Source organism: Cryobacterium sp. BB736 (genome assembly GCF_014980265.1).
Classification (GTDB): Bacteria; Actinomycetota; Actinomycetes; order Actinomycetales; family Microbacteriaceae; genus Terrimesophilobacter.
Genome location: NZ_JABXWQ010000006.1, coordinates 126,983 through 141,422 on the forward strand (window position 1 = coordinate 126,983; position 14,440 = coordinate 141,422).

The window sequence follows — 14,440 nt, forward strand, 5'->3', positions numbered from 1 at the left end:
ATGTCCGTCGTCTTCGTCACCGGCGCCAGCGGGCAGGACGGCACCCTGCTCATCCGGAACCTGCTCGACGAGGGCCACGACGTGCACGCGCTGGTGCGCGAGAGCGCACCGGATGCCGCCGACCTGATCAGCGTGCACCGCGGCGACATCCGCGACGCGGCGCTGATCGGGCGGCTGCTGCGCGAGCTGCGGCCGGACGAGGTGTACCACCTGGCCGGGCAGACGTCGGTGGCTGCGTCCTGGGACGACCCGGTGGGGACGCTCGAAACCACCGCCCTGCCCGCCGCGCCGCTGCTCGAGGCGGCCGCCGAGGTCGGGTCGCGGTTCGTGCTCGCCGCGAGTGCTGAAATCTTCGGGAACGCCGCCGCCCCGCAAGACGAGCAGACACCGATCCGGCCGTTGTCGCCGTACGGCGCCGCGAAGGCGCTCGCCCATCACCTGGTCGGCGTGTACCGGGCGCGCGGCGTGCACGCGTCGTCGTGCATCCTGTTCAACCATGAGTCGCCGCTGCGACCGGACCGATTCGTGACCCGCAAGATCACCCGCGGCGCGGCGCGGATCGCGCTCGGCCTCGACGACCGGCTGGTCCTCGGCAATTTCGACGCGCGCCGCGACTGGGGCTGGGCCCCCGACTATGTTCGTGCCCTGCAGTTGGCGGTGCGGCATCCGGAGCCCGCCGACTGGGTGATCGGCACCGGCGAGACCCACACCGTGCGCGAGTTCGCCGACGCGGCGTTCGCGGCGGCCGGCCTCGGGTCGGCAGCTGAGTACCTGGTCGCGGACGACGCCTTCGTGCGGCCGGCGGATCCGGCCGAACTGCGCGCCGATGCGTCGAAGGCCCGCGCAGAGCTTGGCTGGGCGCCGACCGTCGGATTCTCCGAGCTGGTCGAGCGGATGGTGCTGGCCGACCTCGAGCAACAGTCGCGTTAGTGCACCTCAGTTCCTTGCCACTCTTCGACCTGACTGGCACGACCTAAATCACGGAGCCTGCTCACAATATCGGGGTCTCGCCTGAGCGCGCGAACAAGGGCGTCCAGCGCCAAGGACAGCGAAACAGAGACGCTTCCGATAAGAACGGCGGGATTCGGAACGAGAAGACTTGAACGCCAGAGCGGCCTGGAAGCGTCGTTGTCGACCCTCGACTGCGCCCCGGCAAAGTCGAGTTCAATCAACTGGATGTCTGCCGTCCAGGTCCGCTCTTCCGTACCAAAGCGATGCGCATTTGATCCGAGCCGCAATTCGGTCGACGCCACAGTTAGCGCGGTGAGGCAGTAGAACTCCGGTTTGGCACCACGATCGAGCCAGCGGCCGTATCCGATCACTTCCGAAGCACCGACCGCTGTCGCGGAGAGGTTGCCTTCCTCTCGAAGCTCACGGACTGCGCCAGCCGAGACTACGTTCACAAGAAGTTGGTCAGGGGAGGCAGCAACATCCTGAGGTTCGAGGGCGCCCGAGCCCGACGGTGCCCACATTCCCGCACTCGTCTGCGAGTTTCTGGACTGCAAGACGATGACCAGCCGATCGTCGGTTGTCACCGCAAGCGTCGAGACGCCGACTCCATTTAGCAACTGGCTTTGACTCAGCGCTTGGATTCGATGCTGGCTATCGAAGATGAATTGTTCCTCGAAGGGCCAGCGAGTGCCGCCGCGTGTGATGACCCAGGAAGTGAGTTCGTTGGAACACAGGCCCCGATAGAAGTTTCCCGGTCGCATGAGTACATCCCGGTTGTCGGTGAGGAATTCGGCGGATATGTCGCTTTCCAGGCGAACGTTCGGACCGTTAAAGGGCCAGCGTCCCTGGGCACTGGTGCGAAGGACGTAGGGGGCGATCTCAGCGAGTGGTGATGGCAGCTCATAGGGGTCGCTCTGCCACTTCACGTTGCACTGACTATTCGCGAGCAGTGCGTCAACGTCGGGATCAATGGCGACCCTACCGACCTCAGTGGTCACGATTTGGGGAAGGCCCGGCACCACAAGCTCACCGTCGAACTCCACTGGCGCGGTTACCTTACGCATGCTCCACTCTGACCAGCGGCCGAGCAGTCCGAAGATGTCCTTGACGATGAACACAACACCGACGACGAAGCCCGCTGCCGCGATCGCCCAGCCAACTACGGGCGGTAGGCCGACGAGCATGGGGAGGGATCCAACCAGAAAGCTACCAACACTCAGCAAAATTGCCCACTCGGCACGCATCAAGAACGAAGCGAGATCGACAGCGCTTCTCATTTTTGTGAGCACAGCTCTCCCTCTTCGCGGACGCACCCACAGTAGCGCCCGATACGATCCGTCTCGCACCATGACATCCCCGGCGTTCCGCAGACGCTTTTGCTACACATATCGACGTGATCCAACCTGAGGCCTCCAAGCGGTTCTGGAACCGCGCCGCGCGCGAGAACGCTGCGTGGCACATCGCGACCGGGTACACGACCGAAAGCGCCGAGTTCTTCGCCAGTGGCGCGCGGGAGGTCGACACGTTCCTGTCGTTCGCTGGCCTGAAGCTGCGCGGGGACGAGCGTCTTCTCGAGATCGGGTCAGGCGTCGGGCGGATGACGCGCCGACTGGCCGAGCTGGCGGGCTCGGTGGTCGCGACCGACGTGAGCGACGAGATGCTGTCTCGTGCGCGGACAAACCTGGCCGACCTGCCGAACGTCTCGTACGTCGAAGTGTCGGGGGAGGGCGATTTGCCGGTCCCGGATGCTTCGGTTGACGCCGTCTTCTCCTACATCACCATGCAGCACGTGCCGACCGCCCAGGCGCAGGAGCGGTACTTCGCCGAGGCCCTTCGCGTGCTCGCGCCGGGCGGCTGGGCGCTCATCCAGTTCCGGCGCGGCGGGGTCGTGCCGCGCATGCTGGACTGGGTCGGCCACGTCTGGCACCTGCTGCGGGGCCGCCGCACGCTGAGCCGGGCATGGCGTGGGGCACGGGTTGCTGAGAACACGCTGCGCCGGCACCCGTCCGGAGACGTCACGGTCGACATCCTGCCGCTGGGCCGTCGCCACATCTGGGTGCTCGCCCGCCGTTCAGGCGGCGGGGCGCTCGTGCGGTAGTTCCGGCGGCCTCGGGGCGGACGTGCTGAACGCCTGCCGCCAACTCAGCTCGCGGGACGCTTTCACGGTGCAGACGACCAGCGTCAGCCATCCGAATTCCACCAGCACGAGGCTTTCGGCGAGCGAACTGATCACGAGCACTACGAGCACCAAGGCAGGCCAGAGGTAGACGACACTGCGCTGCTTCGCCGCGAGCAGCCACGACCGCGTGAAGGCGAGCACGACCAGCACAATGAATCCCACCAGCCCGACGAGTCCGAGCTGCAGCCAGACATCCAGCCAGGCGTTCCCGGCCGACTCGGTCGGGTCATCCCGCAGCGGCACGAACGTGTAGTACGGCGGCAACTCCATCCGCCAATGCCCGATCCAGCCCCAGCCCTCGAGCTGGTGCAGCGGGATGAAGTCCCATACCTCGCGCCACAGCCGCAGCCTCGAGGTGAGCTCGCGGGTCGCATCCAAGGCGTCGATGATCACCCCGCGCGCCAGCCAGGTCGCGACACCGAGCACCCCGAGCCCGCCGAGCAGGCCGATCTGCCAGTTGCGCCGGCGTTCCGGCGTCAGCCGTCGCAGCAGCATCAGCGCCACGGCCGCGATGGCGACCACCAGCAGCGCGCCGTAGGCGATCGGCGACCGGCTGAACAGCAGGGCGACCGCCGCGAGCACCATCGACCCGATCGCGACCTCTTGGCGGATCGACCTCGTGGTCCACTCCATCGCGAAGGTGATCAACGCGATCAGCGCGGCCACCCCGAGTTGGTCGTTGCCGCCGAGCACGCCCTGGATCGGCCCGCCACGGTCCAGGTTGCCCCGGATGTCCAGGTACCAGATCGGAGTATCGATCAGCAGCCCGCTCAGCACCTCGATCGCGACCGACAGGAGCAACACGAACCGGAACACATCGCCGAACGCGCGCACGATCTGGATCGTGTCGCGCAGCAGCGCCACCGAGACGCCCAGCACCGTGAAGACCAGCGAATACAGCAGCCCGCCGAGTGTCGCCCACTGGTACACGCTCCAGAACATCGACAGGACGGCCCAGCCCATGAACACCATCAGCGAAATCGGCAGCAGGCCGCTCCACTCGATCTCACCGCGGCGTCCGATGAGCGCGATCGCGAACAGCGCCACCTCGATGATCAGGATGGTGAACAGCCCGGCCCAGCCGATCGTCTGCCGGATCGAGAACGCCAGCAGGGCGGTGCCGACGGATGCGGTGGTGAGCGCGGTCACGAACCTCGCCGATGACAGGAACGCCATCGTCACGTCGAACCGCTGCCCCGCCCTCACGTCAGCTCACGCCGTTTCGTCTTGACCGCGACAACGGTCAACAGCACCAGCCCGTATTCGATCAGCAGCCGCGATTCCGCAAGCGACTGGACGATCAGCGCAACCATGATCAGCAGCGGCAGCAGCGTGATCGCGGTGTACGGCTGCGGCGCATCCGGAAGCTGCTGCGGCCGGTCGACCGCGTGCTGCCACGCCTTCACCAACGCGGTGAGTACCAGGATGCCGAAGAGGACTAGGCCGACGATGCCGAGCTGCATCCACACGTCCAGCCACGCGTTGTGGGCGTGCAGCTGCACGACGCCGGCGTGGAAGACCAGGTCGTCGAACGGCTCGACCCACGGCGTCCAGAAGCTGACCCAGCCCCAGCCGACCCACGGGCGCTCCTCAGCCATGCCGATCACGGTCTCCCAGATGCCGAGGCGCCCGGTGAGGTCAGGCGACTTGCCGACTGCCTCCAGCAGTTGCTGGCCGAAGGCGATAATGACGGCGACGCCAGCGCCGAGGGCGATCACCGCGCTGGCGTAGACGGCGGTGCGCTGGCCGGGTGTTCTCGACTTGCGCAGCAGCAGCACGACGAACAGCACGAACGCGATGGCGGCGAGAGCCGCGTAGATGGTGGGAGAGCGGGTCATCCCGATCACGATCGTGGCTGTGATGAGCCACACCCAGCCCCAGTACTTGTTCACCGAGCGGCAGGCGAGCTGGATGCCGAAGACGATCGCCGCGAGCAGCGCGATCATCGCGAGCAGGCTCGAGTTGCCGACGATGCCCTGGATCTTGCCGCCGTCGAAGAGCAGGTCGCGCGACCAGTAGAGCAGCTTGGGAAGGTCGCCATCCGGATAGTCCACCCACAGCGGCAGCACCGGCTGCCGGATGAAGGCGCCCACCACGAACTCGAACAGCAGCGACAGGCCCAGGATGAAGCGCAACGCCCAGCCGAGGGCCTTCAGCAGTTGAGCCCACGAGTAGGCGACGCCCAGGGCGGTGCCGGCGGTCACCGTCATCAGGGTGGTGAGGGCCGCGAGCGCGGTGGAGCCGGGGTAGAAGGACCACGCCGTGCTCAGCGCGGCGAAGGCGACGAAAAGGACTAGCGGCAGCGGGAGGCCGCCGAAACGCCAGCGGTCGCGCTCGCGGATGAGGATCAGAACGCTCACCGTCGCGATGGCGATGGCGATGACGCTGTAGCCCCACCAGCTGAGGGTGTAGCGCCAGGCGTCGCCAGCCAGCACCGTGAACAGTGTCAGGATCGCGAAGCCCATTCTGAAGCGCGCACCGTCCACGCCCCAAGACTATCGGCGGGCTTGCGCGATGGTTCGGAGCCGAGTTGCCCACTTTGGCCCCCAATTTGGCCCGAAACAGGGGCGGAAGTGGGCAATTGGGGGAAGGGTGAGCGCCATTGGTAGCGTTGAGTGCTCGACGTGATCGCCCCGATGACGTCGCTTCGGCGAAGGAGTGGCCCGTGCTCGTGCGCATCGCCAATTCGCCGCGCCCGTACGCGTGGGGCTCGCACACAGCGATCGCCGACCTGCTCGGGACAGCGCCATCCGGCGGGCCGGAGGCGGAGCTCTGGTTCGGCTCGCATCCGGGGTCGCCGGCCCGCGTTCTCGATGACGGGCGGGGTCTTGACGAGTGGCTCGCGGCATCCGGTGAGCCGTTGCCGTTCCTGCTGAAGATCCTCGCCGCGGGTGGGCCGCTGTCACTGCAGGTGCACCCGAACGCCGAGCAGGCAGCCGCGGGCTTCGAGCGGGAGAACGCTGCGGGCATCCCGCTGGATGCGCCGCACCGCAACTACAAGGACCCGTTCGCGAAACCCGAGATCGTCGTCGCGCTCGGCGACCGGTTCGAGGCGCTGTGCGGGTTCCGGCCGGTCGAGCAGACCCGTGAGCTCCTCACCGGCCTCGGTCTGACGGGTCTCGCCGGACGGCTGGATGACCTGCCGGGCACCGTCGAATGGCTCGTCACCCGCGGCGACGGAGTCGACGACCTCATCGCTGAGGTGACGGCGCTCGCCGCATCCGGCGACGGGATCGCGCTGGAGACCGCGCGCACCCTCGCCGAGGCGTACCCGGGCGACCCGGGCATCGTCGTGTCGCTGCTGCTGAACCGGGTGACGCTGCGGCGCGGCGAGGCGCTGTACATGCCAGCCGGGAACATCCACGCCTACCTGAGCGGCATCGGCATGGAACTGATGGCCAGCTCCGACAACATCGTGCGCTGCGGACTCACCCCCAAGCACGTTGACGTGCCAGAGTTGCTGGCGCTGACCGACTTCACCGAGCTGGCCGAACCGCGTCTCGGTGCCATCGAGGTGAGGGCGTCGGTGACGGCGTACCGTCCGGATGGCCCGGGCTTCGAATTGCTGCACGTCACCGGCGATGCGGCGATCGGCGGCGGGCGGCCGATGGTGGTCGTGTGCACGGCCGGCGGGTTCGAGGTGGCGCACGGCGGCGATGCGTTGCGGATCGAGCGCGGTGAGTCTCTATACGTGGCCCCGGATGCCGGGCCGCTCACCATCGCCGGAGCCGGCGACCTCTTCGTGGCGACCACCTGCTGACGGCACCGGTTATCGGGCCGAAACCCTGTTATGCAGGACTTTCCCTGGCGAATGGCCCCGGATGCCCATGGGAGGTCCCCAGACGGCCGAAAGTCCTGCACAACAGGGAATCTCCTGCATAACGCGGTCGTGCAACAGGACCGGGGCGGTTACGCCGGCACGCGCTCCCCGAAGGTGCGGCGGTACGCGGTCGGGGTTGTCTGCAGCGACTTGACGAAGTGGTGCCGCATGACCGCCGCCGCCCCGAACCCGGTGCGCGCCGCCACCTGCTCGAGGCTCAGGTCGCTCTGCTCGAGCAGCTGCTGCGCACGCACGAGCCGCTGACGGTTCAGCCAGGCTGCAGGCGTCGTGCCGGTCTCCGCCCTGAACCGCCTGGCGAACGTGCGCGACGACATGAGCGCGCGCCGCGCCAGCTGATCGACGGTGAGCTCCTCGTCGAGGTGCTCGAGCATCCACTCGATCACCGGCGCGAGCGAGTCGCTCTTGCACTCCGGGATCGGCGTGTCGATGTATTGCGACTGCCCGCCGTCCCGCTGCGGAGGCACCACCATCCGGCGCGCGATCACGTTCGCCGCCGCCGCACCGAGCTCCTTCCGCACGATGTGCAGGGCCGCGTCGATTCCGGATGCCGTGCCGGCGCTGGTCACGACGTTGCCGTCCTCGACGAACAGCACATCCGGGTTCACGGTCGTGCCGGGATACTCGCGAGCGAGCTTGTCGGTGTACATCCAATGGGTGGTGGCGGCGCGGCCGTCCAGGACGCCAGCCTGCGCGAGCACGAACGCACCGGAGCAGACGCTCAGCACCCACGCCCCGCGCCGCTCGGCAGCCCGGATGACCTCGAGCACCTCATCGTCGACCTCGTCGACACTGTGCGCGGGCACCGCGAGCAGGTCGGCATCCGCCGCAGCGCTGAGATCGTTCTCCATCACGATGTCGAAGCCTTGGGACGTGCGCACCCTTCCCGGCCGCGACGTGGCGATTGTGAAGTCGAATGCCGGCCCGCCGCTCTCGGTGCGGTCGATGCCGAATACCTCGCAGATGGTGCCGAACTCGAACGGCGCGACACCGGGGATCGCAAGCAGAACGACCTTGTTGAGCATGGCGCCTCCCGTGGCAGGAATGGACCTAATGCTGTCCATACTGCCACTAGTGGCAGGAAAACCCTAGGCAAAGAATTACTGCCATGATTCTCGTACTCGCCACCATCGCAGTCGCGGCCATCTCGGCCACCGCGAACCTCGTGCACCGCGACGGCTATCGCCGCATCCCGACCCGCTTCAGTTGACACCAGGCGCGCCGCTAGCCTTGGGGGATGACTTGGCTCGTGACCGGCGGCGCCGGCTACATCGGCTCGCACGTCGCCGCGGCGCTGCAGGAATCCGGCCGGAACGTCGTCGTGCTCGACGACCTCTCCACCGGCCGCATCGAGTTCGTCCCGCCGGGCGCCCAGTTCGTGCGCGGCTCCATCCTCGACGGCGACCTGCTGCTGCGCACCATGCAGCGCCACGGCATCACCGGCGTGGTGCACCTGGCCGGCTTCAAGTTCGCCGGCGTCTCGGTTCAGCGGCCGCTGCACACGTATGAGGTCAATGTCACCGGCACCGCGACGCTGCTCGGCGCGATGGCCGCATCCGGGATCGACAAGCTGGTCTTCTCCTCGAGCGCCTCCGTCTACGGCAACCCCGATGTCGACCTCGTCACAGAGGACACCCGCACCGCCCCCGAATCTCCCTATGGCGAGACCAAACTCATCGGGGAATGGCTGCTGCGCGACCAAGCCATCGCCACCGGCCTGAAGCACACGAGCCTGCGCTACTTCAACGTCGTCGGCAGCGGCCTGCCCGACGTCTACGACGTGAGCCCGCACAACCTGTTCCCGATCGTCTTCGAGCGTCTCCTCGACGGCGAGACACCAACCATCCACGGCGACGACTACCCGACGCCGGATGGCACGTGTGTGCGCGACTACGTGCACGTCGCTGACGTCGCGCTCGCCCACGCATCCGCCGCGCACCGGCTCGAAACCGGCGCGCCGATCGAACCCGCCTACAACCTCGGCAGCGGCAATGGTGTCTCGGTGGCGCAGATCATGAAGGAAATCGCCGCAGTCACCGGCGTCGACTTCACCCCCGAAGTCGGGGCGCGCCGTCCGGGAGATCCTGCGAGAATTGTCGCGTCGGGGAATCTCGCAGCGCGAGATCTCGACTGGGGGATGCGGAACAGCCTTTCCGACATGGTGGAAAGTGCCTGGTCGGCGCGTCGTGAACCTTCAGCAACCACTTGAGGGTTTAACATTCGCGACTTGACCTACGCGAATTACAAGAGTGTAATTATCTCCAAGTGTTGCGCACGTCGCACACATGGAGAACGGGGAGGGTGTGCTATGGCGATTGCCGAGCAACGACGAGGGGTCCCCGACGACTGGTTTATCGACCCGGTTCAGCTGGGCGTACCGGGCGTTCGGCCGACGAGCGTTGGCGACGACGACAGTGCTCTGGCGTGGCAGTCGGACGCGCTGTGCGCGCAGACCGACCCGGAGGCCTTCTTTCCGGAGAAGGGCGGCTCGACCCGCGACGCGAAGAAGATCTGCGCGTCCTGTGAAGTGAAGTCGCAGTGCCTGGAGTACGCGCTCGAGAACGACGAACGGTTCGGCATCTGGGGCGGACTCTCCGAGAGGGAACGCCGCAAGCTGCGCAAACGCGCGTAACGTCAACTCAATGCACCCCAGAGTCACCGCGATCCTCGTTGCCCAGTCCGGGGCCGAGAATCTCGACAAGACTCTTCGTGCCCTTGGCGCCCAGACGCGGGCACCGGATGCGGTCATCGTCGTCGAGGTCGGCTCCACCGCCCAGATCACCCAGTTGATCGCCAGGTTCGGCCCCGGCCACGTCGTCTCCGCGCGGGCGGGCACCACTTTCGGCGGCGCGGTCAGCCACGCGGTGCACGTCGCCGCCCCGCCGGAGTCCGAAGAGGAGTGGCTCTGGCTGCTGCGCGAGGACAACGCCCCGGATGAACACGCGCTCGAGCGCCTGCTGGGCGCGGTCGAGATCGCGCCCTCCGTCGCCGTCGCCGGCCCGAAGCTCATGCGCAGCAGCGAGCCGCACCTGATCGACTCCTTCGGTGAGACCGTCAGCACCCTGGGCGCGCGTGTGGAACTCGTCCACGGCGAGCTGGACCAGGGCCAACACGACCGCCGCGACGACGTGCTCGGGATCGCCGGCGGCGGCATGCTGGTGCGCCGCACGCTGTGGGCCCGCCTCGGCGGCTTCGACCCAGGCCTGCCCAGCATCGACGCGGCCCTCGACTTCTGCATCCGCGCTCGCCTCGCCGGCCACCGCGTGATCCTCGTGCCGCGCGCGCGGGTGCTCAGCGCGGGCGGCGCCGAAACCTTCGGCGCGCGCCCGCTTTCCACTGCGCGGCGGTTCCGCATCACCCGCTCGGCCGAACTGCACCGGCGGATGGTCTACGCACCGGCGCTGGCGATGGTCGTGCACTGGCTGTCGTTCCTGCCCCTCGCGGTCCTCCGGTCCCTCGCGCACCTGCTCTCCAAGCATCCGGGTCTGGTCCCGGCCGAGTTCTCGGCGGCCTTCCGCGCGCTGGTCGACGGTTCGGTGCTGCCCGCGCGCCGTAACCTGCGCCGCACCCGGACGGTCGGCTGGGCGGCCATCGCCGGTCTCCGGATGCGACTGGGCGAGCTCCGCGAGCGCCGGGCGCAGGCCCGCGAGGCCGCGCTCATCGACGACGTGGGCGGCATCCCCGTCCCGCGGGCCAGCTTCCTGGGCGACGGCGGGCTGTGGGCGGTGGTCGCGATGGCGGTCGTCGGCCTGATCGCGTTCGCGCCGCTCCTCGGCGCCAGCGTGCTGAGAGGCGGCGGGTTGCTGCCGCTGGGCACCGACGTCGGCGACCTGTGGGGCAACGTCGGCTACGGCTGGCGCGAACTCGGCACCGGCTTCCTCGGCGCCGCCGACCCGTTCGCCGCTGTCCTCGCCGTGCTCGGCTCCATCACCTTCTGGGCGCCGAGCTACTCGATCCTGCTGCTCTACCTGGCCGCGCTGCCGCTGGCTGCGCTCGGCGCGTGGTGCTGCGCGCGCCGCCTCACCACAACGCGCTGGCTGCCGGTGCTGGCCGCACTGCTGTGGGCCGTGGCGCCGCCGCTGCTGTCCTCCCTCGCGAGCGGACAGCTCGGCGCCGCGATCGCCCACCTTGCGTTGCCATGGCTCGCGCTCGCGGTGATCGGCTCCGGTCGGTCGCTGGCGGCAGGCGCGGCGGCCAGCATCCTGCTGGCGGTGGTCGGCGCGTCGGCGCCGGTGCTGATCCCCGCGCTGCTGCTGCTCTGGCTCGGCGCTCTCATCGCCCGCCCGCGCGCGCTGCTGCGCACGATCGGCGTCCCGATCCCGCTGCTCGCGCTGTTCGCGCCCCTGGTTGTCACCCAGTTCGTGCGCGGCACACCGCTGGCCGTGTTCGCCGACCCTGGCGTGCCTGTGTCCGGTGACGCGGCATCCGGATGGCGGCTCGCTCTCGGCGACGCCGATGGCAGCCTGCTCGGCTGGCCGCAGCTGCTGACGGCGCTCGGCGTGCCCGACTCCATCGCGCCGTTCGTCATCGCCGGCCTGCTCGCGCCGCTCGCGGTGCTCGCCCTCCTTTCCCTGTTCCTTCGCGGGACCTACCGCGCCATCCCGGCCACGCTGACCGCGCTGCTCGGCTACCTCACCGCGGTTGCCGCGACGCATCTGGCGCTGGCCTCTGTCGGCGGCCAGCCGGTGACGGTGTGGCCCGGGTCCGGACTCAGCCTGTTCTGGCTCGGACTCATCGCCGCCGCCCTCGTCGCGCTCGACGCCCTCGGGCGGGCGGCAACGTCATCCGCGCTGCTCACCGGCATCACCGCCGCCACCGTCGCGGTGCCGTTGCTGGGCGCCATCCTGATCGGCGTGGCCGCGGTTGCCCCTTCGAGCCGCCCGATCGTGCCCGCGCTGGTGAATGCGCTCGCCGACCAGCAACCGGATGTCGGCACGCTCGTCCTCTCGCCGAGGCCAGACGACCAGGTCGCCGCCAAGTTGCAGCGCGGCGCAGGGGCGACCCTCGACGACCAGTCGACGCTCGCGACCACAGCCGCCCGAGCCAGCGCCGAGCAGCAGCGCATCGCCAAACTCGCCGGCAACCTGGTGTCACGCAGCGGCTTCGACAGCGCCGCAGAGCTGGCCGAGCTCGGCATCGGCTTCATCGTGCTCACGCACGGCGACGCCGACACCCAGCGGCGTGCATCCGACGCGCTGAACGCCAACGACGCGCTGACCGCCGCCGGCGGGACAGTCGACGGCAACCTGTGGCGGTTCGACGGCGAGCTGGCAGCCCAGCCCGAGCATCCGGGCAACACCGACACCGCAATCGGCCGCGGCATCCTGATCGGCCAAGGCGTGGTGTTCGGCATCGCGGTGCTGCTTGCGCTGCCGTTCGGGACTAGGCGGAAGGTGTACGGCGGACGCGGACCCGCCGGAGAAGCCGACACGTTCGAAAGCGGTGAGGAATGACCGACGCGACCGACTTCGAAGAGGCACCGGAGGAACTCGCCACCGAACCCGCCCCGGCCCCCAAGGGACGCTCGGCGGTGGTCGTCGGGGCACGCGTGCTGACCGGCGCGGTGGGGGTCGGTGTCGCCGCGCTCGCGATCGCCGGCGCGACCTGGCTTCCGCTGCCGACGGTTGGCGGCGATGTGCGAGCGCTGGACGTGCATCCGACAGCAGCCGCGCAGGAGCGCGTGTGCGCCGGCTCGCTGTTGAGGTTCGGCGACGAGAGCGGCCAGGACGCCCGCGCGGTCGCCCCGATCGGCGAGCCCGACATCCGCTTCGCCGCGACCGACGGCATGCCGCGGCTGCAGCCGATGGCCGGTGGCGCCGGGGGACCGCACCGCGTCACGCTCGAGCCGACCGGGCCGGAGCAGTCCACGTTCGGTGCCAGTCAGAGCCAGGCCGGCGGGGAGTTCGCCGGGTTCGCGGCGGCGCAGTGCGCGATGCCGACTAGCCAGACCTGGCTGGTCGGCGGGGCATCGACCACCGGACGGGTCACCCTCATCCGCTTGGTCAATCCGAGCACGGTCGACTCCCTGGTCGACCTCACCATCCACACCGAGAACGGGATCATCACCGCGGCCGGCACCGACGGCATCGTTGTGCCGCCAGGGGGAGAGCGGGTGCTGCCGCTGGCCGGGTTCGCCCCGGATGCCGCGTCGCCGGTCATCCGGGTTGTGAGCCGCGGCGGGGAGATCGTGGCGACGCTGCAGCAATCGATCGTGCGCACCCTCGCGCCCAGTGGCGTCGACCTGATCGGCGGCGTCAATGCGCCGTCGACCGGCATCGTGATCCCCGGGTTCGTCATCAATGGCGGTCACGCGGCCGAAGAGCTCACCGCCGGTGCCACGGTCGACGACGCCGGCGCGGTCATCCGGTTGCTGGCGCCGGGCAACGAGGACGCGACAGCCATGCTCAGCATGACGCCCGAGGACGGGTCGCCCGCCGTCGACCCGGTCGCGATCGACTTGACCGCCGGACAGGTCATCGACGTCGCGCTCGACCACATCGAGGACGGCTCCTACACCGTGCGTGTCGACGCGACGTTGCCGGTCGTCGCCGCAGCGCGGTCAACCACAGCCGATGGGGAAGGCGGCACCGACTTCGCGTGGTTCGGAGCCGCTCCTGTCCTGAGCGAACCGGCCCTGCTGAGCATCGCCCCGGGGCCGTGGGCTGCGCTGCATCTGGTCAACCCCACCGAGCAGGATGCCGAGGTCACGGTCAGGTCAGAGACCGGCAGCGAGGAGACGGTGAGCGTACCGGCTGGTGCTGCTGCTGTTATGCCGGTTCCGGCAGGCGGCACGTTCGAACTGGACGGTTTCGACCAGCTGCATGTGTCGGTGAGCTACCGCGGCGCGACCGAATTGGCTGGGTTCGTGGTGACCGGTCCCTCGCCGCTCGCGCGCGACATCCGGGTGCTGCTCTAGCGGACTAGAAGTGGCGGAAGCGGTCCGGGGCGAGGTCCCACGGATCGCGGCCGAGGAGCTCGGCGACCGCGCGGAACACACAGCTCTCGACCAGCATCCGGCGGTGCAGGTCGTCGCGGCGGTGCAGGCGGGAGAGTCGCTCGATCGGCACCCGGTAGAGCACGATGCGGCGTTCCGCGGGGAAGACCTGCCAGCGCTGCACGCGACCGCGCTCTGGGCCGGGCGGGAGCGCGGCGACCTCGAAGCGCGTCGAGCCCAGCTCGTCCGGCCACAGGCCCTTCAAATACTCGGCGGTCGAGGCGACGGTCTGGTCGAAGAGGCCCGCGCGCGAGTACAGCCGGGGCAGCAGCGGCCCGGTGACCGCCGACCGGATGCCGTGGCCGTGCCGGTCCCGACGTCGCACCGGCGTCGGGGCGGTGTGTCGGGAGCGGGCCATGCCGTGATTCTACGCGCCGCGGGTGTGCGACCGTCGCCGCAGGGCGAGCGCCCCCGAGCGCGCGGGATATTGCGCGCGCACTCGCACAATTCGCGCGCGCTGGTGGCGGAGCCTCCCCAG

General features: G+C 69.1%; 12 protein-coding genes. 7 read left to right on the forward strand and 5 right to left on the reverse strand.

The window, feature by feature from the left end; all coding sequences use genetic code 11:
* Window positions 1-930 carry a GDP-mannose 4,6-dehydratase gene (locus tag IRG63_RS12860; protein ID WP_193510369.1) on the forward strand — a complete coding sequence of 310 codons (930 nt, stop codon included), beginning with the start codon at window positions 1-3 and terminating at the stop codon, window positions 928-930.
* Here the strand turns inward: IRG63_RS12860 and IRG63_RS12865 are convergent.
* Complete coding sequence (locus IRG63_RS12865; RefSeq protein WP_193510370.1) at window positions 927-2,240, reverse strand: hypothetical protein; 1,314 nt, start codon at window positions 2,238-2,240, stop codon at window positions 927-929. The genes IRG63_RS12860 and IRG63_RS12865 overlap by 4 nt on opposite strands.
* Before the next feature lie 104 nt (window positions 2,241-2,344).
* On the opposite strand from IRG63_RS12865, the gene IRG63_RS12870 reads away from it, so the two are divergent.
* Window positions 2,345-3,049 (forward strand): class I SAM-dependent methyltransferase, encoded by a 705-nt coding sequence (locus tag IRG63_RS12870; protein ID WP_168626461.1) that lies wholly within the window; start codon window positions 2,345-2,347, stop codon window positions 3,047-3,049.
* On the opposite strand, the gene IRG63_RS12875 is transcribed toward IRG63_RS12870, so the two are convergent.
* Both IRG63_RS12875 and IRG63_RS14135 read right to left on the reverse strand, forming a co-directional pair.
* Complete coding sequence (locus tag IRG63_RS12875) at window positions 3,023-4,336, reverse strand: O-antigen ligase family protein (protein ID WP_349236139.1); 1,314 nt, start codon at window positions 4,334-4,336, stop codon at window positions 3,023-3,025. The genes IRG63_RS12870 and IRG63_RS12875 overlap by 27 nt on opposite strands.
* A complete protein-coding gene (locus tag IRG63_RS14135; RefSeq protein WP_370566268.1) occupies window positions 4,333-5,616 on the reverse strand; it encodes an O-antigen ligase family protein in 1,284 nt (427 codons plus the stop codon). Before IRG63_RS14135 ends, IRG63_RS12875 begins: the two co-directional genes overlap by 4 nt.
* Before the next feature lie 179 nt (window positions 5,617-5,795).
* Here IRG63_RS14135 and manA point away from each other — a divergent pair, with 179 nt between their 5' ends.
* Window positions 5,796-6,890, forward strand: coding sequence for a mannose-6-phosphate isomerase, class I (gene manA / locus IRG63_RS12885; RefSeq protein WP_193510371.1), 1,095 nt, complete (start codon window positions 5,796-5,798; stop codon window positions 6,888-6,890).
* Between the two features lie 149 nt (window positions 6,891-7,039).
* Here the strand turns inward: manA and IRG63_RS12890 are convergent, their stop codons facing one another.
* Window positions 7,040-7,993, reverse strand: coding sequence for a GlxA family transcriptional regulator (locus IRG63_RS12890; RefSeq protein WP_193510372.1), 954 nt, complete (start codon window positions 7,991-7,993; stop codon window positions 7,040-7,042).
* A gap of 212 nt (window positions 7,994-8,205) precedes the next feature.
* Here IRG63_RS12890 and galE point away from each other — a divergent pair, with 212 nt between their 5' ends.
* From galE to IRG63_RS12910, 4 genes are all read left to right on the forward strand, one after another.
* Window positions 8,206-9,177: a UDP-glucose 4-epimerase GalE gene (galE, locus tag IRG63_RS12895; RefSeq protein WP_193510373.1), complete on the forward strand. Its 972-nt coding sequence runs from the start codon at window positions 8,206-8,208 to the stop codon at window positions 9,175-9,177.
* 99 nt (window positions 9,178-9,276) lie between these two features.
* Complete coding sequence (locus IRG63_RS12900; protein ID WP_168626465.1) at window positions 9,277-9,600, forward strand: WhiB family transcriptional regulator; 324 nt, start codon at window positions 9,277-9,279, stop codon at window positions 9,598-9,600.
* 10 nt (window positions 9,601-9,610) lie between these two features.
* Window positions 9,611-12,421 (forward strand): glycosyltransferase family 2 protein, encoded by a 2,811-nt coding sequence (locus IRG63_RS12905; RefSeq protein ID WP_193510374.1) that lies wholly within the window; start codon window positions 9,611-9,613, stop codon window positions 12,419-12,421.
* The gene (locus IRG63_RS12910; RefSeq protein ID WP_193510375.1) at window positions 12,418-13,884 is read left to right on the forward strand and encodes a DUF5719 family protein; all 1,467 of its coding nucleotides are present in this window, start codon (window positions 12,418-12,420) and stop codon (window positions 13,882-13,884) included. Before IRG63_RS12905 ends, IRG63_RS12910 begins: the two co-directional genes overlap by 4 nt.
* A 4-nt stretch (window positions 13,885-13,888) precedes the next feature.
* On the opposite strand, the gene IRG63_RS12915 is transcribed toward IRG63_RS12910, so the two are convergent.
* Window positions 13,889-14,320: a metallopeptidase family protein gene (locus IRG63_RS12915; RefSeq protein ID WP_168626468.1), complete on the reverse strand. Its 432-nt coding sequence runs from the start codon at window positions 14,318-14,320 to the stop codon at window positions 13,889-13,891.
* Window positions 14,321-14,440: the final 120 nt, after the last annotated feature.

Coding starts and splice junctions, on each gene's coding strand:
- IRG63_RS12860 (WP_193510369.1), top strand. CDS start 1: ATGTCCGTCGTCTTCGTCACCGGCGCCAGCGGGCAGGACGGCACCCTG.
- IRG63_RS12890 (WP_193510372.1), bottom strand. CDS start 7,993: ATGCTCAACAAGGTCGTTCTGCTTGCGATCCCCGGTGTCGCGCCGTTC.
- galE (WP_193510373.1), top strand. CDS start 8,206: ATGACTTGGCTCGTGACCGGCGGCGCCGGCTACATCGGCTCGCACGTC.
- IRG63_RS12900 (WP_168626465.1), top strand. CDS start 9,277: ATGGCGATTGCCGAGCAACGACGAGGGGTCCCCGACGACTGGTTTATC.
- IRG63_RS12905 (WP_193510374.1), top strand. CDS start 9,611: ATGCACCCCAGAGTCACCGCGATCCTCGTTGCCCAGTCCGGGGCCGAG.
- IRG63_RS12910 (WP_193510375.1), top strand. CDS start 12,418: ATGACCGACGCGACCGACTTCGAAGAGGCACCGGAGGAACTCGCCACC.
- IRG63_RS12915 (WP_168626468.1), bottom strand. CDS start 14,320: ATGGCCCGCTCCCGACACACCGCCCCGACGCCGGTGCGACGTCGGGAC.